Genomic DNA, 24083 nt, shown 5'->3' with positions numbered 1-24083 from the left:
CATGGACGCTATCCGTGCGCTCCGAGAAAACAAGCATGCTTGCTTGTTTTATGGTGATGTGCCACGCTCCGATGTCATGAGTGGCGACGTGGACTCGACCGTGCAGTCCTTTCTCGACGAAAGTCTGGATCTCGATCGGTTGCTCGCCGGACTGACGGACGAGGACTGGGAGCGAGACACCCCCGCACCCGGCTGGACGATCGCGCACCAGGTGTCGCACCTGGCCTGGACAGACCACGTCGCGGTCCTTTCGGCCACCGACCCGGCCGCGTTCGGCAAAGTCCTAGAGGCAGCCACTGCAGCCCCGCTCGAGTTCGTCGATCGAGCGGCTGCGGCGGGCGCCATACGGCCGTATGCAGAACTGCTCGAGCGCTGGTGCTCCGGCCGCGACGACCTGGTGCAAGCGCTTCGCGAGGCGGACCCGTCGACGCGGCTGCCGTGGTTCGGACCACCGATGAGTCCACGGTCGATGGCGACGGCCAGACTGATGGAAACCTGGGCACATGGTCAGGACGTCGTCGATGCGCTGGGCGTGCGCCGGGAACCGACCAACAGGCTGCGCGACGTTTGTCACCTCGGGGTTCGTACCCGCAACTTCGCCTACCGGATCAACGGACTCGAGCCACCGGCCGAAGAATTCCGGATCGAGCTGACCGGGCCGGATGACCAGCCCTGGAGCTGGGGACCCGAGGAGGCCGCAGCGCGAGTAACCGGCTCAGCAGAGGACTTCTGCCTGGTGGTGACACAGCGTCGAGAGCTGTCGGACACGGCGTTGACTGGCACCGGTGAGGCGGCCCACTGGCTGGAGTTCGCACAGGTCTTCGCCGGCGCCCCCAAGAGCGCGGTTCGCGGGCGGCCGCAGCGATGAGCCACCAGGACTGGCGGTCCCCGGAACTACGATCCCTGCGGGCAACGGCGACCGAATTCGTCCGGCGTGAGGTGTTCCCCCATCAGGACGAGTGGGAGCGCGTCGGCGAGTTGCCACGTGAATTGTCGCGCACCGCAGGCCAATTGGGCCTGCTCGGCGTGGGCTTCCCAGAGACCGCGGGCGGCGGCGGTGCGGGCCAGCGCGAAGCGGTCACAGTATGCGAGTCATTCCATGAGGCTGGTGCAGCCGGCGGCGTGTATGCCTCGCTGTTCACCGCAGGCATCGCCTGCCCGCACATCGTCGCGGCCGGCGACCAGGGGCAGATCGACCGCTGGGTGTGGCCGGCGCTGGCGGGCGAGGCGATCGGATCACTCGCGATCACCGAGCCGAGCGGTGGCTCGGACGTCGGCGCCTTACGGACCACGGCTCGCCGGGACGGCGACGAATACGTGGTGAACGGGTCGAAGACCTTCATCACCTCGGGCTGCCGGGCCGACTTCGTCACCACAGCGGTGCGCACCGGCGGCGCCGACCTCCCCGGTGCTCGCGGGATCTCCCTGCTGGTCATCGAACGTGGCACGCCCGGCTTCGAGGTGTCCCGCAAGCTGGACAAGATGGGCTGGCGCTCTTCCGACACTGCGGAGTTGTCGTTCACGGATGCGCGAGTGCCGGCAAGTCAGCTGGTCGGTGCGGAGAACACCGGGTTCGCGCTCATCGGCACGGCATTCCTGTCCGAGCGGATCGCCCTTGCGGCACAGGCGTATTCGCAAGCGCAGCGGTGTCTCGATCTTGCGGTGGAGTGGTGCCGGCTACGCAAGACCTTCGGGGAGCCTCTCATTGCACGGCAGTCCGTGCAGGACACGCTGACGCGGATGGCCGGACGCATCGATGTCGCCCGCACCTACACGCACGCGGTTGTCGACCGCTACGAGGCCGGCGAGCCGGTGGACAGCTTGATCCCGCAGGTCTGTTTCGCCAAGAACACCGCGAGCGAGAGTGGTGAGTGGGTCGCCCACCAGGCCGTCCAGCTCTTCGGCGGCATGGGCTACCTGGCCGAGAGCGAGATCGAGCGTCAGTATCGCGACATGCGGATCCTCGGAATCGGCGGCGGCACGGTCGAGATCCTCTACCAGTTGGCCGGGCGGCGGCTGGGTCTCACGTCCTAGCGGCGACGCGGTTCGTAGCGGCGCAACTGTTGGGACGCGATGTGATGTCGCAGCTCCGCCAACCCACCCTGTATGGCGCCATCGGCGCGGGCCTGGACCAGCACGTTGCCCAGGGCCGCGGCCTCCACCGGACCGGCAACGACCGGCAGGTCGCAGCGGTCTGCGGTCAACTGACACAGGAGTGAGTTCTGGGCGCCGCCGCCGACGAGGTGGATCACCTCAATTCGCTTGCCGGACAACGCTGCTGCCGCCCGAATTGTTCGCCGATAGGCGTCGGCGAGGCTGTCCAGGATGCACCGCACCAGCTGCGCCGGGTGTTCGGGGACCGGCTGGCCGGTGCGCCGGCACTCCTCACGGATCCGGGCCGGCATGTCGCCCGGATGGAGGAACACCGCCGCGTCCACGTCCACGACCGCATCCGCCTCGAGAGACGCTGCACCTTCCAGCAGGGCCGCCAGGTCCTGCGGATCGCCATCCGCCGCCCACTGCCGCAGCGACTCCTGCAGCAGCCATAGCCCCATGACGTTGCGCAGCAATCGGACGGTGCCGTCGACGCCGATCTCGTTGGAGAAGTTGGCCTTTCGCGCGTCTTCGGTCAGCACCGGCCCCGGCAGCTCCACCCCGACCAAGGACCAGGTGCCGGACGAAATGAACGCGAAGTCCGTGGTCTGGGCCGGCACACCGACCACCGCCGACGCGGTGTCATGAGAGCCGACCCGCACCACCGGCACACCCTGCTGGCCTGTCGCCTCGTCGAGCACCGTGCCGGCTGGACTGCCCGGGTGCACGATCGGCGCGAACAGGCCCTCCGGCAGACCAAGGGGCGCGAACACGTCTGGGGCCCAGTCCTTTCGGCGCTGGTCGAGCAGTCCGGTCGTCGAAGCGTTGGTCAGCTCCGAACCCAGGGCACCGGTCAGGCGGTGCACGAGTAGATCCGGAATCAGTAGAGCGTGCCGCGCTGATTGCAGCGCCGCCGAGTGCCGTTCGGCATACAGCTGATAGATGGTGTTGATCGGCATCCGTTGGATGCCGGTGACTTCGAAGAGCCGGTCGGGCGGAACGAGGGCGTCGACCTGCTCGGGCACTCCGTCCGTGCGCCGGTCGCGATAGTGGACGGGGTTGCCGAGCAGCTTCCCGCTCTCGTCCAACAGCCCGTAATCGACTGCCCACGAGTCGATTCCGATGGACGCGAGGTCACTGCCGCAGGCCCGCAGGCCGGTGACGATGCCGTGCCAGATCGACTCCATGTCCCACTGCAGGACCCCGCCGACCCGGATCGGGGTGTTGTCGAAGCGGTACACCTCGCGCAGCCGGATGCCCTCGTCGCGAATCGGTCTGGACCTCGAGACGGGCTCCCCGCTCCGTCACCCCACGAAGTTTCTCCGCCGCTTCGCTCCCCCGAATACTTCCCGGGGACCCCGACATCGCTCCGCCGCCCTCCTCGGCCGCCTTTGACGTTGACTTCGCCGACGATCACCCGGCCCGACGACGCGCCGAGATCGACCGCGGCATACCTGCGCACTCCGGGCCGGGCCATGTCAGCGCAAGAACGCTGCGGGCACACCGGCATCGACCGGAATGTGCGCGCCGGTCGTCTGGGACAGGTCACCACCGGTGAGCGCGAAGACAGCCGCCGCAACGTGCTCGGGCAGCACCTCCTTCTTCAGCAGCGTGCGTCCGGCGTAGAACGCGCCCAGCTCCTCCTCCTTCACGCCATACACAGCGGCCCGGTTCGCGCCCCAACCGCCGGCGAAGATCCCCGAACCACGAACAACCCCATCGGGATTCACGCCGTTGACTCGCACGCCGATGCCGCCGAGCTCCGCCGCGAGCAACCGCACCTGGTGCGACTGGTCGGCCTTGGCGGCGCCATACGCGATGTTGTTGGGGCCGGCGACCAGGCTGTTCTTGCTGGAGATGTAGACGATGTCGCCGCCCATCCCCTGCTGCTCCAGGACCCGAGCAGCCTCTCGTGCCACCAGGAAGGAGCCACGTGCCATCACGTCGTGCTGCAGGTCCCAGTCGGCAGCGGTCGTCTCGGACAGCGCCTTGGAGACCGACAATCCGGCGTTGTTGACGATGAGATCGACGCCACCGAAGGCGAGCACTGCCGCCTCGAAAGCCGCCGTGATCGCGGCCTCGTCGGTCACGTCGACCGTCACCGGAACCGCCACGTCCGTCGTCCCGATGCCGGCAGCGACCTCGACCGCAGCCTGCTCGTCACGGTCGGCGATGACGACGCACGCACCCTCGGCCGCAAGCCGCTGGGCGATCGCCCGGCCGATGCCCGACCCAGCACCGGTCACCAGCGCGACTCGGGTCGCCAGCGGCTTAGGTGCCGGCATCCGCGCCAGCTTCGCCTCCTCCAGCGCCCAATACTCGATCCGGAACTTCTCCGCATCGGAGATCGGCCGGTATGACGAGATCGCCTCCGCGCCACGCATGACGTTGATCGCGTTGACGTAGAACTCCCCGCGACGCGCGCGGTCTGCTTGCTCTTGCCAAAACTGAACATTCCGACACCGGGCACGAGCACGATCGCCGGGTCGGCGCCACGCATCGCCGGCGAGTCCTTCGTGGCGTGCGCGTCGTAGTAGGCCGCGTAGTCGGTCCGGTATGCCGCGTGCAGCTCACGTAGTCGCGCGATCGCCTCCTCGACCGATGCGGTCGGCGGCAGGTCCAGGACCATCGGACGCACCTTGGTCCGCAGGAAATGGTCCGGGCACGAGGTGCCGAGTGCTGCGAGACGGGGATGCTCCGCCGCGGCCAGGAAGTCCAGCACCACGTCGCTGTCGGTGAAGTGGCCGACCTGCGGCTGATCGGCCGAGGCCAGCCCGCGGATCACCGGAGCCAACGCCGCGGCGCGGGTATGGCGTTCCCTTTCGGGCAACGGCTCGTTCGCCGCTATCCGCTCCCCGAAGGGCGCCTTCTTCCCATGCTTCTCGATGAAGCTCTCGGCCTCGCGAATGATAGTCAGTGAATTGCGCTCGCATTCCGCACTGTTCGCACCCCAGGCCGTGATGCCATGGCCGCCCAGAACACAACCGATGGCCTGCGGGTTCTCCTCAGCCACCCGGGCGATGTCCAGGCCGAGCTGAAAGCCCGGTCGCCGCCACGGGACCCAGATGACGCGGTCCCCGAAGCACTCGCGCGTGAGCGCCTCACCGTCCGCCGCGGTAGCGAGCGCGATCCCGGAGTCGGGGTGCAGGTGGTCGACGTGCGGCGCGGTGACCAGCCCGTGCATCGCGGTGTCGATCGACGGCGCGGCGCCACCCTTGCCGTGCAGGCAGTAGTCGAACGCGGCCACCATCTCGTCCTCGCGGTCCACACCGGGATAGACGTCGACCAGGGCACCCAACCTGTCCAGTCGCAGCGCGGCCAACCCGGACGGCGTCAGCGTGCCGAGGTCACCGCCCGAGCCCTTGACCCAGACCACCTCCACATCCTGACCGGTGACCGGGTCCGCCACCGGACCCTTGGCCGAGGTGTTGCCGCCGGCGAAGTTGGTGTTGCGCGGATCCGAGCCCAATCGATTGGACCGGCCGATCAGATCGTCAACGGTGCCCATCAGGCGCCCCACCCCGCTTGTGCGCCACCGACTCGTTCGGCGGCGATCCGTTCGCCATACCCTGATGCGGCATACGCGGCCATCGGGTCGGCCTTCAGCCCCCGCTCCTCGCGTAGCGCGGCGAGCATCGGCCGCACGTCAGTGTCGAACGCGTCCATCAGGATTCCGTTGGCGCCCAACACATCTCCCGCTTGCTGAGCCTGGCCGAGGGCGTCCATGTCAACTGCCATCGCTTTGGCCGTCGCCTCCTGGACGTTCATCACCGAACGGATCTCACCCGGGATCTTCGGCTCGATGTTGTGGCACTGGTCGAGCATGAAGGCGACTTCGCTGTCGGCGCTGAAGCCACCGCCACAGCGCACCTCGAAGAGGATCCTGAACAACTGGAACGGATCTGCGGCCCCGACGATGAGGTCGTCGTCGGCGTAGAACCGTGAGTTGAAGTCGAATGAGCCGAGCTTCTTCAGCCGCAGCAACGAGGCGACGATGAACTCGATGTTGGTGCCCGGTGCGTGATGCCCGGTGTCGACGCACACCTTCGCCCGGTCACCGAGCGCGAGACAGTGCGTCAGCGCGGTGCCCCAGTCGGGGACGTCGGTGGAGTAGAACGCCGGCTCGAAGAGTTTGTACTCCAGGATGAGGCGCTGGTCGTCCCCGAGTTGCTCGTAGACACTGCTCAGCACCTCGGCCAACCGGTCCTGTCGGGCCGAGATCGAGTCCTGGCCGGGGTAATTCGTCCCGTCGGCGAACCACAACTTCAAGTCACGAGAACCCGTTGCGTTCATCACCTCCAAGCACTGCAGGAGGTGGTCCAACGCCTTGCGGCGCACTCTCGGGTCGGGGTTGGCCACACTGCCGAGCCGGTAGTCGTCGTCCTGGAAGGCATTGGCATTGATGGTTCCGAGCTGGATGCCGTGGTCCACCGCGTATGCCGCGAGCTTGCCGTAGTCGTCCACCTCGTCCCACGGGATGTGCAGTGCGACCTTGCCTGCGGCACCAGTGAATTCGTGGACCGTGGCTGCGTCGGCGACCTTCTCGAAGGGGTCTCGCGGGACACCTGCCTGCGCGAACACCTTGAAGCGGGTGCCGGAGTTCCCGAATGCCCACGACGGCAGCTCGATCGACTGCGCGCGCAGCACCGGTCCGGCGGCCTCCAGATCGACCATGACTATGCCTTCTTTCTATTGGTATGGGAACCGGTCGTAACCGGTCAGGGAGCGACCTCGACGAGCTCGACCCCGAGCAGGTCGGCGACGTTTCGCAGCTGCGACAGCTGGTCGCCGATCGCAAGCGCCCAGTGGTGGCTGATGGCAGACGCGCTCCAGGCGTCGGTCCACACGCCGGGATCGCAGCCGAAGTCGACTCGCGACGTGGTGTTGCCGATCCGCAGTCGCGGGCCGGGCACCACTTCACCGCGAGATGCGACGAAACGGAATGTGCCGTCTCGCAATTGGGCGATGCCGAATGTCGTAACCGGGCCACGCCGCACCTCGAGCTCGACGGACACACCCCAACCACGCTTGCCGTGATAGACGCCCAGGCCGCGCAGGATCGGCTTGCCCTCGGCGATCGCGAGGTGTGCCGGTCCGTCGTGGCCCATCTCGACGACGTCGTCGGTGAAGTTCAGCGCCTGGAACTCGGTGAACGAGCCGCCCGCACCGAGTCGGTCGGTGATCAACATCGCCAGGGAGGTCCGCAACTCGTACTCACCGGCGGCCGGTATGCCGCGGGCCGTCAACAGGGACGCTCCCAGGATCATGCCGGCGCCGAGACGCTCGTGTTGCTCGCCCTCGAGACCACGGTGATAGTAGGCAAGGGAGTCCAGCTCGAAATCATCGGCAAGCCGATCGAGACCGAGCGAAACCCTTGCCGCCCAACGGAAGTCGTCATCTGCCACTGTGTCGTCGACGGTGAAGAGCTCACGCGTCAGCGCCATACGCTCATCGACCTGCGGCTCGCTGACCGCCGCGGCGCGGACCCGCAGGTCGTCGAACTCGAGCACTTCCACGTGGCCGCCGAGGTTGGCCGTCACGAGCGTGAGATCAGTCGACACATCGAGCATCCCCGGATAGAGGTGACCCATCAGCCCGTGCCTACCTCGCTGCAAAGTGCCACGGACATCGGCGGCCCGGACCCACTGCTCGATCCGCTGCCAGGCGCGTTCGTCCTCGACATACCCGGAGACGGACCGGAACGAGATCCCGCACCGCTCAAAGGTGTTCGCCATCTCCGGCAGCGGACACGCGCCGCAGTAAGCGAGCCAGGCGCCGGTGTCGAAGGTCGCGTGATCCATCGCCTCGGTCGGCTGCAGGTTGAGCAGCAGCACCGGAGCGTTCGAGCGTTGCGCGACCGGCACCAGCATGTTGGCGGTCAGGTATGTCGTCAGAAATCCGACGATCAAGTCGCAGTCGGCTGCCCGGAGCCGTTCGGCAGCTTTCGCGCCTTCCTGCGGGTCGGAGATGAACCCGACGTCCACGACCTCGCAATCCAGCGCACTCAGTCGCTCGCTGACGCGCGCGGCCGAACGTTGCAGCTGAGGCAACAGCTCCGGGAACTGCGGCCAGTAGGCACCCAGCCCTCCGGATACAAGCCCGACTTTGGTGCGTCGCAACGCCTTTCGACTCAGCAGGGGGCTGGAGCCGATGGACGCGTTGGTGGTCATGAACTTCCCTCCACTCCAGCCAACTGGTCCTCCAAGTGGAAGATCAGATCGAGCACTTCGAACCCTTCGTCGGCCGGCGCACCGTCCAGGCCGACGAAGAAGCGCGCCATGTCCGCCTGCCAGCGCCCGTTGACCTCGGTCGCAGCCATCGCCCGTTGCGCTGCGGCCAGGTCTGGGGTCTCGACATACCCGACGATCAGACCGTCCGTACGCGCGAAGATCGAGTAATGACTCCAACCGGCAGCCCGCAGTGCCTGCAACATCTGTGGCCAGACCGCTGCGTGCCGCTCGCGGTATTCGGCGAGTAGCTCCGGACGGACCTGCAGGACAAAGCAATTCGGTCGCGATCGCGCTTCTGTCATCGCGGGATCAGAAGTTGAATTTGTCGATGTTGCTCTTGTCGAAGACGGTCGGCGGTCCGAGCACCACAGACGGGCCGGTGCCGGCCGCGGGTGCGAGCACCTTGTAGGAGCCGAGCGTGCCGGCCTTGAAACTCGCGCCGGTGTCCATCGTCGCCGTCCCGGATGCCAACGCTGATGCGGCATACCCGGCCAGGTAACCCAGCTTCGACGGGTCCCAGAGGGCGAAGTTCTGCACGGTCCCGTCCTTGACGTAGGCGCGCATCTGCGACGGCAGCCCGAGCCCGGTCAACGCGATCTTCACGTTCTTGTGTGTGGACAGATACTGGGCCGCCGTGGAGATCCCGACCGTGGTCGGCGAGATGATGCCCTTGAGGTTCGGGTATGCCGAGATGAGTCCCTTCAGCACGTTCAAGGACGTAGCGGGGTCATCGTTCCCGTAGACGGTGGTGACGAGCTGCATCTTCGGGTACTTCTTCAGCTGCTGCTTCATGTAACCGATCCAGGCGTTCTGGTTGGTCGCGCTCTGCGCCGCCGACAGAATGGCGATCTGGCCGGTGGAGTTCAGCTGCTTGGCGAGCATGTCCACCTCGCTGGTCCCGATCGTCTTGGTGTCCGCCTGGTTGATGAACAGGTGCTGCGGGCTGTTGCCGCAGGAGATGTCGGAGTCGAAGGACAAGATCTTGATCCCGGCCTTCGCCGCCTGGTTCAGACTGGGACACAACGCTTTCGGGTCGTTGGCGGCGATCACGATCGCATCGGCCTTCGCCTGGATGGCCGCCTGCACGGACGGGATCTGTGCGGCGGCGGTGTCGGCGGTGCCGCTGCTGACGACGACCTTGCCGCCGAGCTCCTGGAGCGCCTTCTGACCGCCCTTGTCGGCCAACACTTCGTAGGGGTTCTGTGTGTCCTTGGGGATGAAGTAGACCGTCAGGCCCTTCTTCACGGTGCCGCCGGAGTTGGTGGCGCTGCCAGTCGCCCCTCCGCTGGCAGTCGAGCCGCCGTTACCGGTGGACTGTGACGAGCACCCGGCGACCACGACCAAGGCTGCCGCTGCAACAGCAGCGGAGATGGCACGCGCGTTGCGCGTCCTCCCAATCAATGTGAGTTGCATTGTCAATCCTTCCTTTTCGTGCGATGCGCCACCGCACCCGATCTAGGACACGGCACCGTGATCGGGCCGCGTGAGTTCTTTCCGCGGTCAGCTCCCCCGCAAGGCCGTGAGCCGCGCACGGGCGCGCGCAACCAGTTGTCCGCCGTTGGCGACGATCACGCTGATCAACAGCAGCAGCCCGGTGATCACCTGCTGCTTCTCTGCTTCCACGTGCGTCTGGGTGAGGATCATCTGCAAGGCACCGAAGATCACGATCGCCAGCAGAACACCGAAGATCGTGCCCCTCCCGCCGAAGATCGAGACACCGCCGAACAACACAATCGCGACGACGTTGAGTTCGAGGCCGGTGCCGGCGGTGTAACTCACCGAGGCGTTCTGCAGGGTCAGCAGGATCCCGGCAAACGCGCAGATGACTCCGGACGCGACGAACAGCCAGAACTTCACCCACGGCACACGGATCCCGCTGAATGACGCGGCCTCCGGCTGCAGCCCGATCGCGTGCAGTGAACGCCCGAAAGGCGTTGCGTGCAATACGATTCCGGCGATGATCGCTAGCACTATGAAGATGAGGGTGGAGTAGGACAGCGCGCCGCCGGGGATCGATTCGGTCCCGATCTTGGTCAGGCCGCCCGGGAACTGCTGGTCGCCGACGCCCGGCACCGTCAGCGGGCCGAGCAGGATCTGGGCGCCGCCACGGAACAGCGTGAGGGTGCCGATCGTGACGGCGATCGACGGGAGCGCGGTGTAGGCGACGAGCACGCCGTTCAGCGCGCCGCCGAGCGCGCCGATGACCAGTGCCGCGATCATCGCCGGCCAGATGCCCCAGCCGTGGTGCCACAGGAAGCCCATCAGCGAGCCGGCGAGTCCGAGCATGGACGCGACCGACAGGTCGATCTCGCCGGTCATCACGATAAAAGTCATCGGCAGCGCCATCAACGCGATGAAGCCGGTGTTGATGCCCGCGTAGAAGACCGTCGACTGGCTCAGGAAGGTGGATGACTGCGTCGAGCCGAAGATGATGACGGCGATCAGCACGATGAGAAGCCCGCCCTCCCAACGGATTGCGTCCCGCCAGGACGTCGCTCTCGCCATACCCCCGGGCCTGCCGGTCGGTGCTGCTTGCACATCAGATGTCACGGTGTGCGCCCTCCGTGTTCCGCAGTTTTCGGGTGACCCGAAGGCTGAGCCACCGGTCGAAGGCGATCGCTGCCAGCAGGAGTGCGCCGGCGATCGCCTGGTTCCAGGAGGCGCTGATGCGGGCCGCGACCAGCGCCAGGTTGATCGTGTTCAGCAGCAGAGCACCCAGGGCAGCGCCGAAGACTGTGCCGCTGCCGCCGAAGATCGCGACCCCGCCGACGACGACGGCTGCGATAACGGTCAGTTCGTAACCCAGCCCCGAGTTGTTGTTGACCTGCGCGTACTGCGCGAGGAACAAGGCCCCGGCGAGTCCGGCGAGCGCACCGCTGATCACGAATGCGGTCATCACCCTGCGGGCAGCTGGTATGCCGGCGAGCATCGCGGCTTGCGGGCTCGACCCGATCGCGTAGAGCTCCCGGCTGCTGCGGAAGGTGCGCATGGCGTAGCCGGCGATGATCACGACGACCGCGACAAGGATGAAGAGCCACGGGATGCCCAGCACCGTCTTGTAGCCGATCGCGGTGAAACTGCCGGGGACGTCGCTGGCCCCTATCTGCCTGCCATTGACGATGATCCCGTCGACGCCTCGGATGACATAGAGCATCGCAAGGGTCACCACGAGGCTCGGCACCCGGAAGAGCACCGTCACCAGGCCGTTGATCAGGCCGATGACGGCACCGATCACAATCGCCACGACGAAGCCCATCCAGACGTCGATCGCGTTGTGCGCGAACAGGTCTCCCACGACGTATGCCGAAAGGCCCAGCGTCGAACCGATCGACAGGTCGACGTTGCGGGTGACGATGACCAACGTCTCGCCGACCGCCATCAGCCCGATCAGCGCGCCACCGTTGAGGATCTGCTGCACGCTGTCGGCGTCCAGGAAGTGACTGTTCTTGAGAGTGGTGATGGCGATGACCACGACGATCGCGAGCGCGATCCCGATCTCACGTGCCCGCAGCAGCGCGTCCAGCCGCCCGGTGGAGGTCGCTCCCGCGAGTGCCGGCACCGGCGTCTTCGGTGCGGTCGTGGTGGAGGTCATGCCACCTTCTTCCCGCTCTGACCGGTGGCCGCGCGCATGATCGTCGTCTCGTCGGCCTCGTCGCGCGCGAAATTGCCGGCCACCCGGCCCTCGTGCAGCACGACGACCCGATCCGCCATACCAAGCACCTCAGGCAATTCGGAGGAGATCATCAGCACGGCCATGCCGTCCTGGACGAGCCCGTCGATGATGCGGTGCACCTCCGACTTGGTGCCCACGTCGATGCCACGGGTCGGCTCATCGATGATGAGCAGGGACGGGTTGCGGGCCAGCCACTTGCCGAGCACGACCTTCTGCTGGTTGCCACCGGACAGCGTCGAAGCCGGGTTCCGCAGCCGCCCGAATTTCACCTGTAACTTGTCCGCCCACTCCTTCGCCAACCGCTGCTCCGAGGAGCGGCGCATCAGCCCGCCGCGGCGTAGCGCGCGCAAGGAGGCCAGCGCGAAGTTCTGATCGATCCCCATGTCCATGACCAGGCCCTGCTGGCGCCGGTCCTCCGGCACCAGCGCGACGCCGGCTGCCATCGCGGCCAGCGGGCGGCCCGCTGGCAGCGGCTTGCCGGAGACGCGCACGACGCCGCGACTACGCGGGTCGATGCCGAAGATCGCCCGTGCCACTTCGCTTCGACCAGCGCCGACCAGCCCGGCGAGAGCGACGATCTCGCCCTGACGCACGGTGAAGGAGACATCGTCGAACACGCCCTCGTGGCCGAGGTTTTCGACCTCCAGGACCGGGTCACCGGGTGTTGTCGCCGTCTTGGGGAACAACGAGTCCAGATCGCGTCCGACCATCTGGCGGATGATCGTGTCGACGTCGGTGTCCTCGATGGCCGCAGTCGACACGAACTGCCCATCGCGCATGACGGTCACCCGCTGGCAGCTGGCGAACACCTCTTCCAGACGGTGACTGATGAACATCACCGCGGCACCATCACGTCGCAGGGTCGTCATCACGTCGAAGAGCCGCTGGACCTCGACGCCAGTCAGCGCCGCAGTCGGTTCGTCCATCACGAGCACCTTCGCCGACAACGACAGCGCCTTGGCGATCTCCACCAGTTGCTGGTCGGCTACGGACAGCCCGCGCGCCACGCGCCGCGGATCGAGGGCGACCCCGAGGCGGTTGAAGATCGCGCGCGCTTCATCGTTCATCCGGCCGCGATCGATCCGTCGCCCGGACCGCATCGGCTGGCGTCCCATGAAGACGTTCTCGGCAACCGTGAGGTCAGGGAACAGCGTCGGCTCCTGGTAGATGATCGAGACCCCGGCCTCACGCGCAGCCGCCGGACCGCCGAAGGTGACGTCCTGACCGTCGACCGTGAGCGTTCCGCCGTCCGGCTGATGCACACCGGCGAGGATGTTGACCAAGGTGGACTTGCCGGCGCCGTTCTCACCGACAAGGGCGTGCGCCTCCCCCGGCTCGAGGGTGATCCGGCCGTCGACGAGCGCTCGAACGGCGCCGAAGCTCTTCCGTGCGTGGCTCAGCACGAGCGTTGGGGCGAGTGTGTCGGCGGGTGCCATCGGAGCGTTGCCCTTCGTTGTGAAACCTTTCACCGTATGACGAACGAATGTAATGTGCGTCACAGATGACGGTCAAGCGATTCCGCGAATTCGACGCTGATACGTTTTAGCCGCCGCGAGACAGGAGGGGCAGATGCCGGACAAGATCAGCGTTGTGGACGTCGCTCGAGAAGCAGGCGTTTCACTCGGCACCGTGTCGAATGTGCTCAATCGCCCCGACCGCGTTTCACCGGCCACGCGGGAGCGCGTCCAGCAGGTCATCGAGTCCCTGGGCTACGTGCGCAACGAAGCCGCCCGTCAGCTGCGCTCCGGGTCCAGCCGAACCATCGGCCTGGTCGTGCTCGACATCGCCAACCCGTTCTTCACCGACGTCGCCAAAGGCGCTGAGGAAGTCGCCGAGGCTGCGGGCTTGTCCGTCGTCCTCTGCAACAGCGGGGAGGATCGCAAGCGCGAGACCCATCACCTCAACCTGCTGCGTGAGCAGCGCGCGTTCGGCGTCCTCGTCACGCCGGTCGCGGCCAAAACACCTGCGATCGAAGAGATCCGACGCAGTGGCACCCCCGTGGTGCTCGTCGACCGCGGCTCGGGTCGCGCCCACTGCTCGGTGTCGGTCAACGACCGCGTCGGCGGCGAGCTCGCCGTGGCACACCTGTTGGCCGTCGGTCACCAGCGGATCTGCTTCGTCGGCGGACCACGTTCCATTCGCCAGGTGGGCGAGCGTTTGGCCGGGGCACGAGCGGCGTTCAGCGCTGCCGGGCTCGATCCCGCTGCGCTGCAGGTGATTTCGACTCCGGCACTGAACGTCGCGGAGGGCCGGACAGCCGGCGCGAAGCTCGCCGGCCTGCATGCCGGCGAGCGACCCACCGCGGTCTTCTGCGCGAACGACCTGCTCGGGCTCGGCATACTTCAGGAAATGACACTGCGTCGGCTGCGCGTTCCCGACGACCTCGCGATCATCGGGTATGACGACATCGACTTCGCCGAGGCAGCGGCTATCCCGATGAGTTCGGTGCGACAGCCACGCACCGAACTCGGCCGCACCGCAACGCAATTGCTGGTTGACGAGCGACAGTCCCCCACACACCAGCATCGACAGGTCGTCTTCGAGCCGGAGCTTGTCGTCCGCGCGTCCACCGCCGGTCTCGACTGAGCCCACCGGCGAGGCACGGACACTCTGCCATCATGGCGGCTGTGGACATGGATCAGTTGCTCGCGCAGATCGTGGCCGAGATCGAGCCACAGATCGGCACCGGCTCGGTCGCCGATTACATCCCCGCCCTCGCGGCGGTGGACCCGGCGCAGTTCGGCATCGCCGTGGCCCTGCCGAACGGCGAGTGTTACGGCGCCGGGGACTGGACGAAACCCTTTTCGCTGCAGAGCATTTCGAAGCTCTTCACGCTTGCCCTTGCCCTGTCCGGCGACGACGAGAGCATCTGGTGGCGGGTGGGTCGCGAGCCGTCCGGCAACGCCTTCAACTCGCTGGTGCAGCTGGAATACGAGAACGGCGTACCGCGCAACCCGTTCATCAACGCGGGCGCACTCGTGGTGACCGACCACTTGGCGGGCGTTTTCGGTGACGCAACCAAGGCCGTGCTCGACTTCCTGCGCACGGAGTCGGGCAACGCCGAGATCGACTGCGACGAAGAGGTTGCCGCATCGGAGGAGGCCCACGGCGATCGGAATCTCGCGATGGCGCACTTCCTCGCGTCATACGGGAACATCCACGGGGATGTCCGCAGCATCGCCGATCAGTACGTGCGCCAGTGCGCCATCGCGATCAACTGCCGCGACCTCGCGCTCGCCGGGCTCTTCCTGGCTCGCCACGGCCTCCGCCGCGACGACACGCGAATGCTGTCGCCCAGCAACACCAAGCGCATCAACGCCGTCCTGCTCACCTGCGGGATGTATGACGCGGCCGGCGAATTCGCATATCGCGTCGGCCTACCGGGTAAGAGCGGCGTCGGCGGCGGGATCCTTGCCGTCGTGCCCGGGCGGTGCACCATCGCGGTCTGGGGTCCCGGCCTGGACCGCCGCGGCAACTCGGTCGCCGGCGTCGCGGCGCTGGACCGGTTCACCGAGCTCACCGGCTGGTCGGTCTTCTGAGGCTTTGGGCGGCACAGAACTCGGCACTGCCCTACACGACGTGAGGCGGGGCACACCATCTGACGGGCATTGCGGCGCCTCACGCGGAGGGCGTGGGAGCCGTCGCGTCTCGGGTCCGCTCGTACCTCGCGAACCCGAGACGCTCCTCCCATCATCCCGCGCCCCCGCGATGCCCATCGCCCGGTCGCAAGCTCCCGGGCGAGAGCATCTGCGGAGGGCGTGGGATTCGAACCCACGATGGGCTTGCACCCATAGCGGTTTTCAAGACCGCCGCACTAGGCCACTATGCGAGCCCTCCTTACCCGTGACGACAGTGCCGCACGAGCGCATGCCATCCTACGGCGCCGCTGCCGGCCGGCCAATCCGAGCCGGCCAACATCGTCGGCGTCGTCAGCAAGGGCGCCCCTCACGTCATACCGCGGCAGGTAGGGTCGGACGAAACCGACGAAAGGAACCTCGATGGGCAAGCTGGCACTCGCCGTCGGCATCGCCGCGGGCTACGTCCTGGGCGCACGCGCCGGCCGTGGCCGCTACGAGCAGATCAAGCAGGTCACCGGCCACGCTTGGAATCACCCGGCGGTGGTCGAGCAGCGCGCGAAGACCACCGAGCAGATCAAACAGCGCGGGCCCGAGGTCGCTGCAGCAGCCGGACAGGCTGCGATCAAAGGAGTCGGCCAAGCCGCGAAAAGCGCTGCGACTGCTGGGTTTCACGCAGCAGTGGGTCATCGAGAGGGTCCCGTCGTCAACGGCAGTCTCGCCGAGGCAGCCGTCCGCGAACGGCACGATCCGACCCCTCGGCGAGCCCCGCGGCGCCGGTGCCGGAGACGGCCCAAACGACGCGCTGACGGGGTGTCGTGGACCTTGTCGCAGTCTGCGTCTAACGTGGGGCGCGGGTCACACCCCTGCAATGGCGCGGAATATCCGACCTCTCGCAGTTGCTGACCCAACGGCTCGTCGATTCCTCGGCGGGCTAGCCACGATCGACGGATCGGTTTCGTGCCGATCCCCGAGACAAGGAACAGGACCCACTTCATGAACCGCACTGACCTTGCCAGCACCATCGCTCAGCGCACCGGTGTGAGCGTCAAGGACGCCAATGCCGTGATCGGCGGCTTCAACGACGTCATCCTCGAGGCGATCGGCCGCGGCGAGAAGGTCCAGCTTCCGGGCCTGCTCACCATCGAGCGCGTCGACCGTGCGGCTCGCACCGGCCGCAACCCCCGCACCCGCGAGGAGATCCAGATTCCGGCGTCCAAGGCCGCCAAGGTGACCGTCGGCTCCAAGCTGAAGGCTGCCGCAAAGGGCGAGTGACACCCTCACTCCCAGCAACACTTCAAGGGGCTCGACGACCGTGTGGTCGCCGAGCCCCTTGGCGTATGCCGCGCGCCGACACGCCACGCGCGGGCACTGGTCGGATCAGGTCTGGTTCGACTTCATCGTGGTGACGCCCATGACGGCTGCGCCGAGCAGCAGGACGCAGGCACCGACGACGATGTTGCTGATCATCGTGCCGGTGGCTGGGTTGATGCCGTTCATGAGCCAGTTCGCGAGGATGAGCCACAGGCCCATCACCGGTGCGACCCAGGCCATCCCATACATGCGGCCCCGGGAGTCCGCACAGATGATCGTCATCGCCATGATCGCCAACCCGACGATCAGATCGTTGATGGCCAGCGGCGTCGTGCTGCCGCTGAAGCCGATGACCCATGGTGAGATCGCTGCGTACCCGCCGGCGAGGACCATCAAGCCCTCGGCCACCTGAGCACGTGGAGTCCCCGCCGCCCGGTCAAAGCGGTCCCGCAGGGCCACGATGTCCGGGTGGTGTGCCATCGACGTTTCAAAACTGTGTTGCGTTGCCATGACCCACCTCCAATGTGGGGGAGTAGTTGCACTTCCATTGTGCTCCCAAAGCCGAGAAATGACGCCGCCGATCGCACCGCGCCAGGTTGGTTGCGACGCCCGAAAATCGGTGTCCCCGTTGTCCGTTGAGTGCTTGACTCGGTGGCATGCTCACACCGCTGGAACGCGTCGTGCAGGACGAGCCGCGACTTGCATCATTCGTGCGGGCCGGCGAGTTGACACGCATCCCGCGTCGCCCGGCAATCGCCGCGCAGCTGTATGCCGCAACCGCCTCCCAGTTGCCCACCGGCGTGACGCTGTCCGAGACCGAGGTCAACAACCTGCTACGACCGATCTGGTCAGACGTGTCGACGCTGCGGCGTGCGCTCGTCGACCACGGTCACCTCTCGCGCTCGCCTGACGGCACGAGCTACCGGCGGGCCGGGTCCAGCGCCCATTGACGCTCTAAACGGCCGTTTGACGCCCCTGCTCCGAAGCACAACCACCAGTTAGGGCAAGCCGCAGGTGCGGTATGCCGCACGTCTGGCTGGCCCCAAATCCGGGCTCGCCGCCGGCGGCACCCTGGCCTGCACATCGTGCGCCGCCCTCCGCCGCACGATGTGCAGGCCGTCAGCGGGCGCCAGAGCGATCGATACCTTGGGTCCGGCAAAAGGTGCGGTAGCGCGCACCTCCTGCTGGGCATTAACCTCCGCACCCGAACGTCGGCCGCACGGGACTGCAGATCGTGCGAGGCAGCCCGCGCACGATGTGCAGGGCCACCGGTGGGGCACGCAATACGAACGGACCTGACCGGCGCAGGCCGTCAGCCGCGGCCCAGGAACGGCATGTCGGGCGCCGCGATCGTCAGGTCGAAGACGGCAGCGTCCTCGGGCATCGTCGCCATGAGCACGACTGCGCGCACCACCGACTGCACGTCCATCGTCGGCTCCGGCCGGGTCGATCGGTCGGCCTGGAGCATGCCGGCCGCCATACCTGCTGTCATGGCCGACGCCGCGTTGCCGATGTCGATCTGGCCGCAACGCACCTTGTGCGGTCGCCCGTCGAGCGCGATCTGCTTGGTCAGCCCGGTCACGGCGTGCTTGCTGACTGTGTATGGCGCGGCCTCCGGCCGTGGCACGTGCGCCGAGATGGACCCGTTGTTGACGATCGTGCCGCCGATCGGTTGCTGCGCGCGCATGCGTCGGAACGCCTCACGGGCGCACAGGAACATGCCCGTCACATTGACGTCGATCACGGCCCGCCAGTCAGCCAGCGAGATCTGGTCGAACGGCGCCGCGAAGGACGACACCCCGGCGTTGTTGAAGAGCACGTCGACCCGACCGAAGCGCTCCACGCAGCGGTCGAAAAGCGTTACCACTGCTGGCTCTTCGGTGACATCGGTCGGGAGCGCCATACACGAATCGGGGTCGATGAGCGCGGCCGTCTCCTCAAGTGCATCGGCTCGTCGACCGGCCAGCGCAACCTCGAATCCGGCACCGGCCAGACCCACGGCGACCGCGCGCCCGATGCCGCTGCCCGCGCCCGTCACCACGGCAACGCGTCGTGCCTCCTGCTCAACCATGCACCGAGCCTAGATCGGAGCGTCCATCCGGCCGTCATATTGCGCCATCCGCCGGTCACAGGCAGCGATCTCGTCAGGGTTGCCGACATACGCGTTGTAAGCCAGGTGACACAGCCCGATGTGTATGGCGCACAGGCGCATTCGCTCCTCGAAGGCATCGATCGCCGGATCGGTCGGTCCGAAATGCGCACGTGCGGCAGCCCGCACGTCCAACCCCGCCAGCCCCGCATGCCACGGCGCCCAGAACTCCAGCCAGGCGACGTCATACAAGTAGTCCCCGGCGAACAGGCAACCCCAGTCGAAGACCGCCCGCAGGGCACTGCCGTCGTCAGCGATGGTCACGTTGCGATTGAGCAGGTCGCAGTGCACGAAGCTGCGCGGCGGCTCCAGGCCCTCGCTGAGGGTCGCGAGCAGCTCCATCCCCTCGCGGAAACTCCGATCGCCCGTCGGCGAGGCAGCGAGCGTCCCGGACCAGCCACCACCGCGCTCGTCCGGTTCATCGCTCAGGTCGATCAACCAGTCGTGCCAGCTGACGCCCAGCCCGAGCTGTGTCTCATCCAGACCGATGTCGAGACCGTCGTCCACCGCGACATACGCGGGCAGCTCGGTGCGCAGTGGCACCTGCCGCAGCTGGTCTATGACCGCGAATACCCTTGGCAGGGCATGAAACCAGCCATCCGTGTCCAACTCCTCGAGGAAGCTGCCGGACAATCGCTCGGTCACTGCGCCGTAGTCGTCGCCGGCTCGCAGCAACGCGTACGCGCGTGGGACGGGCAGCTCGGGCGTTGTCCACCCGGACGCCAGCGCGTCCTTGACGAAGTCGTCGCGATGCGGACCGAAGCGGGCCACCAGGGCACGCTGCACGCCGTCGATCCGCGCGTCGAAGAAGTATGGCGTCGACCAAGCCCCCGCCGTCACCGGGACGACGTCGCGGACATCCACGAAGCGCTCGCTCAGGAAGGCTTGTGCCTGCTCCAGATCCATCGGCATCCGCTGACCGTATTGCCGCAGGTTCGACTGGCGCGAGCGATTAACGGAGCGTCAGATGAACAGCGCCGGATCGGCATACGGATCGGGTTGTGCCGCAACCGGTTTCGAGGAGCGCACCTTGGCCGGCACCCCCACCGCCACGCTGTATGACGGAACGTCCGACACCACCACGGCATTGGCGCCGATCTGCGCTTCCTCACCGATGACGATCGGGCCGAGCAACCGCGCACCGGCACCGATGGTGACCTTGTTGCCGACTGTGGGGTGCCGCTTGACGCGATCGAGCGAGCGGCCACCGAGGGTGACGTCGTGGTAGAGCATCACGTCGTCACCGACCTCGGCGGTCTCACCGATGACGACACCCATGCCGTGGTCGATGAAGAAGCGCCTGCCGATCCGCGCACCGGGGTGGATCTCCACCCCGGTCGCGGTACGAGCAGCTTGCGAGACCAGCCGGGCCGGCAGCCGCCAGCGACCGCCGCGACGCCACATGACGTGCGCGACCCGGTGCACCCAGATGGCGTGCAGGCCCGGCGACGCCAACGCCATCTCCAAGCGTGACGTGGTGGCCGGGTCCCGCTGCAGTGCGGCGTCGAGGTCCTCGCGGATGGAATTCACGGCAGCACGCACCGTCTGGGTCCCCGGCTTCACCCGGTGACCATTGGTGAGCAGAGCGCCGTGAGCCATAACTGATTAGTCAACCAGACCTTCGAAGAGCGCTGTGGACAGGTAGCGCTCACCGAAGCTGGGGATGATGACGACGATGGTCTTGCCGGCCGACTCCGGGCGGGCAGCGACCTGTGCGGCGGCAGCGAGGGCTGCTCCGGAGGAGATGCCGACCAGCAGGCCCTCCTGGGTGGCTGCCTTGCGCGCCCACTCGATCGACGTCTCGAAGTCGATGTCGACGACCTCGTCATACACATTCGTGTCGAGGATCTCGGGGACGAAGTTGGCGCCCAGGCCCTGGATCTTGTGCGGGCCGGGCTTGCCGCCATTGAGGATCGGCGACTCGGCCGGCTCCACGGCGATGATCTTGACCCCGGGCTTGCGCTCCTTCAGGACCTGGCCGACGCCCGTGATGGTGCCACCGGTGCCGATACCGGACACGAGGATGTCGACCTCGCCGTCGGTGTCGCGCCAGATCTCCTCTGCGGTCGTCTCGCGGTGCACCCTGGCGTTGGCCTCGTTGGCGAACTGACGGGCGAGCACTCCGCCGCGCTCCTGGACGATCGACTCCGCCTTCTCGACGGCGCCCTTCATGCCACCGGCCGGGTCCGTCAGGACCAGCTCCGCACCGAAGGCCCGCAGCAGCGCGCGGCGCTCCTTGCTGGCGCTCTCCGGCATGGCCAGCACGACCTTGTAGCCCTTCGCCGCACCGACCATCGCGAGCGCGATGCCGGTGTTGCCACTGGTCGCCTCGACGATCGTGCCGCCCGGCTTCAGCTCACCGGCTTCCTCGGCTGCCTTGACGATCGCGGCACCGATGCGGTCCTTGACCGAGGCTCCGGGGTTGTTGAACTCGAGCTTCGCGGCAACGATGGTGCCCTCCGCGGCGTCGATGATCCGGTTGATGCGCACCAGCGGCGTGTTGCCGATGGCCTGGGTGACGTCGTCGAAAATGGGCACGTCTATTGCCTTCCTTGTGCGGAGTGCGCCGGGCTCGCGTCCGGGCGCGGTCGGTCCAACACCAGGACCGCTTATGTGTATTCCAACACCTCGTTATTGAAGTCGCAAACAGTGTCCATTTTCTCCGCCTCTGGCCACACCTCGCACGGCGGATGTTACTGGCCAGTAGGGGGTAGCTAGACTCCACCCATGACAGCCCTGCAGATCGTCGCCGCGATCATCACCCTGGCGATCACCGTCGTCGGCGTCGCCGTCGCCGTCCCCGCCGTCCAGGGGTTCATCCGAACCTTCCGCCTCGGCCGCCCGGAGGACCGTGGCGACCACAAGGGTCGGCGCACCGCCACCCTGGTGCGCGAGATCTTCGGGCACACCCGGATGTCGCGGTTGCCGATCGTCGCCATGGCGCACTGGGTCACGATGATCTCGTTCATCGTGCTGTCGCTGGCGGTGCTCACGTCCTACTTCCAGGTGTGGGATCCGACGTTCGCGCTGCCACTACTGGGTCACTTCGTGCTCTACGAATGGGTCGTGGAGCTGCTCGGCTGGACCGGGCTGGCCGGCATCAGCTGGCTGATCTGGAACCGCCGCAAGAACCACCCGGCGCGCTCGGCCGGGCAGGACGGCCGCCGCTCGCGGTTCTTCGGCTCGACCTTCTGGCAGGCCTACTTCGTCGAGCTCGTCATCCTGATCGAGATCATCTGCGTGCTGACTCTGCGCGGCCTGGAATACGCGATCGGCAAGTACGAGGGCGAGGGCTCGGCCAGCGGCCTGCACTTCCCGCTCACTGCGTGGTATGGCGGCTGGCTCCACCACCTCGACCTCGGCACCGTCAAGGCGCTCATCGTGGTCATCTCCACCATCAAAATCATCACCGCGATGACCTGGCTGATCGTCCTGTCCCGGCGCATCACCATGGGTGTCGCGTGGCACCGCTTCCTGGCGTTCTTCAACGTCTTCTTCAAGCGGCACGCCGACGGCCGCACCTCGCTGGGTGCGCTGCAGCCGATGCAGGTCGACGGCAAGCCGGTGACGATGGAGTCGCTGGAAGAGATGGACGAGGACACCACCTTCGGCGTCGGCAACGTCGAGGACTTCACCTGGAAGGGCCTGCTGGACTTCTCCACCTGCACCGAGTGCGGTCGCTGCCAGAGCCAGTGCCCGGCCTGGAACACCGACAAGCCGCTGTCCCCGAAGCTGCTGATGATGACGTTGCGCGACCACACGCAGGCGCGGGCGCCATACCTCCAAGCGGCGGAAGCCGCCAAGGGCACCGGCCCAGCCACCCCCGACAACCCGATCATGGAGATCCCGCTGATCGGCGCCACCGGGTATGACGACGCCTCACCGCTGACGGCATACAACCCGCTGGGCGATGCGGGCGCGATCATCGACGAGGACGTGCTGTGGTCGTGCACCACCTGCGGCGCTTGCGTCGAGCAGTGCCCGGTCGACATCGAGCACGTCGACCACATCGTCGACATGCGCCGCTACCAGACGCTCATCGAGTCGGCGTTCCCGTCCGAGCTCGGCGGACTCTTCAAAAACCTTGAAGGCAAACAGAACCCGTGGGGTATGGCGGCTCGCGCCCGCCTCGACTGGGCCAAGGGTCTCCCGTTCGACGTCAAGGTCTTCGGCCAGGACGTCGAGAAGCTCGACGAGGTCGACTACCTGTTTTGGGTCGGCTGCGCCGGCGCCTACGAGGACCGCGCCAAGAAGACCACCCGCGCGGTCGCGGAACTCCTTGACACTGCTGGTGTTTCGTTCGCCGTGCTCGGCGACGGTGAGGCGTGCACCGGTGACCCGGCGCGTCGTGCGGGCAACGAGCTGCTCTTCCAGGCGCTCGCGTCACAGAACATCGAGACGTTGAACGAGGCCGGCGCGACCAAGATCGTCGTGACCTGTGCGCACTGCTTCAACACGCTGAAGAACGAATACCCCCAGCTGGGTGGCGATTACGAGGTGCTGCACCACACGCAGCTGCTCAACAAACTGGTGCGTGACAAGCGCCTCGTGCCGGTCGCGCGTCCGGAGGACGCCGACACCAGCAACAGCGCCGCGTCGACCGGCAAGTCGGTCACCTACCACGACCCGTGCTACCTGGGCCGGCACAACGGTGTCTACGCGCCGCCGCGTGAGCTCATCGGCGCCCTGCCGGGTGTGGAGTACCGCGAGATGGAGCGCTCCCGGGAGAAGTCGTTCTGCTGCGGCGCCGGTGGCGCGCGCATGTGGATGGAGGAGAAGCTCGGGTCGCGGATCAACCTCAACCGGACGAAGGAAGCCGTCGCGACCGGCGCCGACCGGATCGCCATCGGCTGCCCGTTCTGCCGGGTGATGATGACCGACGGCCTGACCGCCGAGCAGTCCGAGGGCAAGGCCCGCGAAGAGGTCGAGGTCGTCGACGTCGCCAACATGCTGCTCGCGGCGGTCAACCGCGGCAAGGAGCCGGAACCCGCCACCGCCGCCTCAGAGTAGTCCGTCACCAGGATCGAGAGGACCCGATCCGCATTGAG

General features: G+C 66.9%; 21 protein-coding genes, 1 tRNA gene and 1 pseudogene. 8 read left to right on the top strand and 15 right to left on the bottom strand.

Annotation, left to right across the window (positions count from 1 at the left end):
- Positions 1–76 precede the first annotated feature (76 nt).
- Together ACFQDH_RS07330 and ACFQDH_RS07325 are read left to right on the top strand one after the other, a co-directional pair.
- Entirely contained in the window at positions 77–868 is a 792-nt protein-coding gene (locus ACFQDH_RS07330) for a TIGR03084 family metal-binding protein (protein WP_382399902.1), read from the top strand.
- Entirely contained in the window at positions 865–2034 is a 1170-nt protein-coding gene (locus ACFQDH_RS07325; RefSeq protein ID WP_382399900.1) for an acyl-CoA dehydrogenase family protein, read from the top strand. Before ACFQDH_RS07330 ends, ACFQDH_RS07325 begins: the two co-directional genes overlap by 4 nt.
- Here ACFQDH_RS07325 and ACFQDH_RS07320 read toward each other — a convergent pair.
- The 9 genes and pseudogenes from ACFQDH_RS07320 to ACFQDH_RS07280 all read right to left on the bottom strand — a co-directional run bounded on the left by ACFQDH_RS07320 (position 2031) and on the right by ACFQDH_RS07280 (position 13466).
- Positions 2031–3335 (bottom strand): rhamnulokinase, encoded by a 1305-nt coding sequence (locus ACFQDH_RS07320; RefSeq protein ID WP_382399898.1) that lies wholly within the window; start codon positions 3333–3335, stop codon positions 2031–2033. The two genes, ACFQDH_RS07325 and ACFQDH_RS07320, sit on opposite strands and share 4 nt — an antisense overlap.
- A gap of 237 nt (positions 3336–3572) precedes the next feature.
- Positions 3573–5602: pseudogene (locus tag ACFQDH_RS07315) on the bottom strand (bifunctional aldolase/short-chain dehydrogenase).
- On the bottom strand, positions 5602–6768 hold the full coding sequence (gene rhaI / locus ACFQDH_RS07310) for an L-rhamnose isomerase (protein WP_382399896.1): 1167 nt from the start codon (positions 6766–6768) through the stop codon (positions 5602–5604). The pseudogene ACFQDH_RS07315 and the gene rhaI overlap by 1 nt, the downstream one beginning before the upstream one ends.
- A 44-nt stretch (positions 6769–6812) precedes the next feature.
- Positions 6813–8264, bottom strand: a complete 1452-nt coding sequence (locus tag ACFQDH_RS07305; RefSeq protein ID WP_382399894.1) for an arabinose isomerase — start codon at positions 8262–8264, stop codon at positions 6813–6815.
- A complete protein-coding gene (locus ACFQDH_RS07300) occupies positions 8261–8626 on the bottom strand; it encodes an L-rhamnose mutarotase (RefSeq protein ID WP_382399892.1) in 366 nt (121 codons plus the stop codon). The genes ACFQDH_RS07305 and ACFQDH_RS07300 overlap by 4 nt, the downstream gene beginning before the upstream one ends.
- Positions 8627–8633: 7 nt before the next feature.
- On the bottom strand, positions 8634–9737 hold the full coding sequence (locus tag ACFQDH_RS07295; RefSeq protein WP_382399890.1) for a substrate-binding domain-containing protein: 1104 nt from the start codon (positions 9735–9737) through the stop codon (positions 8634–8636).
- A gap of 87 nt (positions 9738–9824) precedes the next feature.
- Positions 9825–10874 carry an ABC transporter permease gene (locus ACFQDH_RS07290; protein WP_382399888.1) on the bottom strand — a complete coding sequence of 350 codons (1050 nt, stop codon included), beginning with the start codon at positions 10872–10874 and terminating at the stop codon, positions 9825–9827.
- A complete protein-coding gene (locus ACFQDH_RS07285) occupies positions 10864–11916 on the bottom strand; it encodes an ABC transporter permease (protein WP_382399886.1) in 1053 nt (350 codons plus the stop codon). The genes ACFQDH_RS07290 and ACFQDH_RS07285 overlap by 11 nt, the downstream gene beginning before the upstream one ends.
- The gene (locus ACFQDH_RS07280; protein WP_382399884.1) at positions 11913–13466 is read right to left on the bottom strand and encodes a sugar ABC transporter ATP-binding protein; all 1554 of its coding nucleotides are present in this window, start codon (positions 13464–13466) and stop codon (positions 11913–11915) included. Before ACFQDH_RS07280 ends, ACFQDH_RS07285 begins: the two co-directional genes overlap by 4 nt.
- 100 nt (positions 13467–13566) lie before the next feature.
- Here ACFQDH_RS07280 and ACFQDH_RS07275 point away from each other — a divergent pair, with 100 nt between their 5' ends.
- Entirely contained in the window at positions 13567–14583 is a 1017-nt protein-coding gene (locus tag ACFQDH_RS07275; protein ID WP_382399882.1) for a LacI family DNA-binding transcriptional regulator, read from the top strand.
- 32 nt (positions 14584–14615) lie between these two features.
- Positions 14616–15536 (top strand): glutaminase, encoded by a 921-nt coding sequence (locus ACFQDH_RS07270; RefSeq protein WP_382399880.1) that lies wholly within the window; start codon positions 14616–14618, stop codon positions 15534–15536.
- A 211-nt stretch (positions 15537–15747) separates the two neighbouring features.
- Here the strand turns inward: ACFQDH_RS07270 and ACFQDH_RS07265 are convergent.
- Positions 15748–15834, bottom strand: a tRNA-Ser gene (locus tag ACFQDH_RS07265).
- A gap of 161 nt (positions 15835–15995) precedes the next feature.
- Between ACFQDH_RS07265 and ACFQDH_RS07260 the strand changes: the two genes are divergently transcribed.
- On the top strand, positions 15996–16478 hold the full coding sequence (locus ACFQDH_RS07260) for a hypothetical protein (RefSeq protein ID WP_382399878.1): 483 nt from the start codon (positions 15996–15998) through the stop codon (positions 16476–16478).
- Between the two features lie 90 nt (positions 16479–16568).
- Positions 16569–16847 carry an HU family DNA-binding protein gene (locus ACFQDH_RS07255; protein ID WP_188836899.1) on the top strand — a complete coding sequence of 93 codons (279 nt, stop codon included), beginning with the start codon at positions 16569–16571 and terminating at the stop codon, positions 16845–16847.
- 105 nt (positions 16848–16952) lie between these two features.
- On the opposite strand, the gene ACFQDH_RS07250 is transcribed toward ACFQDH_RS07255, so the two are convergent.
- Positions 16953–17396: an SPW repeat protein gene (locus ACFQDH_RS07250; protein ID WP_382399875.1), complete on the bottom strand. Its 444-nt coding sequence runs from the start codon at positions 17394–17396 to the stop codon at positions 16953–16955.
- A 146-nt stretch (positions 17397–17542) separates the two neighbouring features.
- On the opposite strand from ACFQDH_RS07250, the gene ACFQDH_RS07245 reads away from it, so the two are divergent.
- Positions 17543–17836, top strand: a complete 294-nt coding sequence (locus tag ACFQDH_RS07245) for a DUF2087 domain-containing protein (RefSeq protein WP_382399873.1) — start codon at positions 17543–17545, stop codon at positions 17834–17836.
- A 362-nt stretch (positions 17837–18198) separates the two neighbouring features.
- Here ACFQDH_RS07245 and ACFQDH_RS07240 read toward each other — a convergent pair whose 3' ends face one another.
- Genes ACFQDH_RS07240 through cysK form a run of 4 tightly spaced genes read right to left on the bottom strand, consistent with a single transcriptional unit; the run spans position 18199 to position 21573 of the window.
- Entirely contained in the window at positions 18199–18957 is a 759-nt protein-coding gene (locus ACFQDH_RS07240; protein WP_382399871.1) for an SDR family oxidoreductase, read from the bottom strand.
- 9 nt (positions 18958–18966) lie between these two features.
- Positions 18967–19947, bottom strand: a complete 981-nt coding sequence (locus tag ACFQDH_RS07235; RefSeq protein WP_382399869.1) for a phosphotransferase family protein — start codon at positions 19945–19947, stop codon at positions 18967–18969.
- Positions 19948–19998: 51 nt separating this feature from the next.
- Positions 19999–20634, bottom strand: coding sequence for a serine O-acetyltransferase EpsC (gene epsC / locus ACFQDH_RS07230; RefSeq protein ID WP_382399867.1), 636 nt, complete (start codon positions 20632–20634; stop codon positions 19999–20001).
- A 6-nt stretch (positions 20635–20640) separates the two neighbouring features.
- Positions 20641–21573, bottom strand: a complete 933-nt coding sequence (gene cysK / locus ACFQDH_RS07225) for a cysteine synthase A (protein ID WP_382399865.1) — start codon at positions 21571–21573, stop codon at positions 20641–20643.
- A 189-nt stretch (positions 21574–21762) separates the two neighbouring features.
- Here cysK and ACFQDH_RS07220 point away from each other — a divergent pair, with 189 nt between their 5' ends.
- Positions 21763–24045, top strand: a complete 2283-nt coding sequence (locus tag ACFQDH_RS07220; protein WP_382399863.1) for a (Fe-S)-binding protein — start codon at positions 21763–21765, stop codon at positions 24043–24045.
- The last annotated feature ends 38 nt before the right edge of the window (positions 24046–24083 follow it).

It is taken from the genome of Flexivirga alba (assembly GCF_042661025.1).
GTDB lineage: Bacteria > Actinomycetota > Actinomycetes > Actinomycetales > Dermatophilaceae > Flexivirga > Flexivirga alba.
Note: the sequence above shows the minus strand (reverse complement) of the source record. Positions and strands in the feature narration are given on the sequence as shown.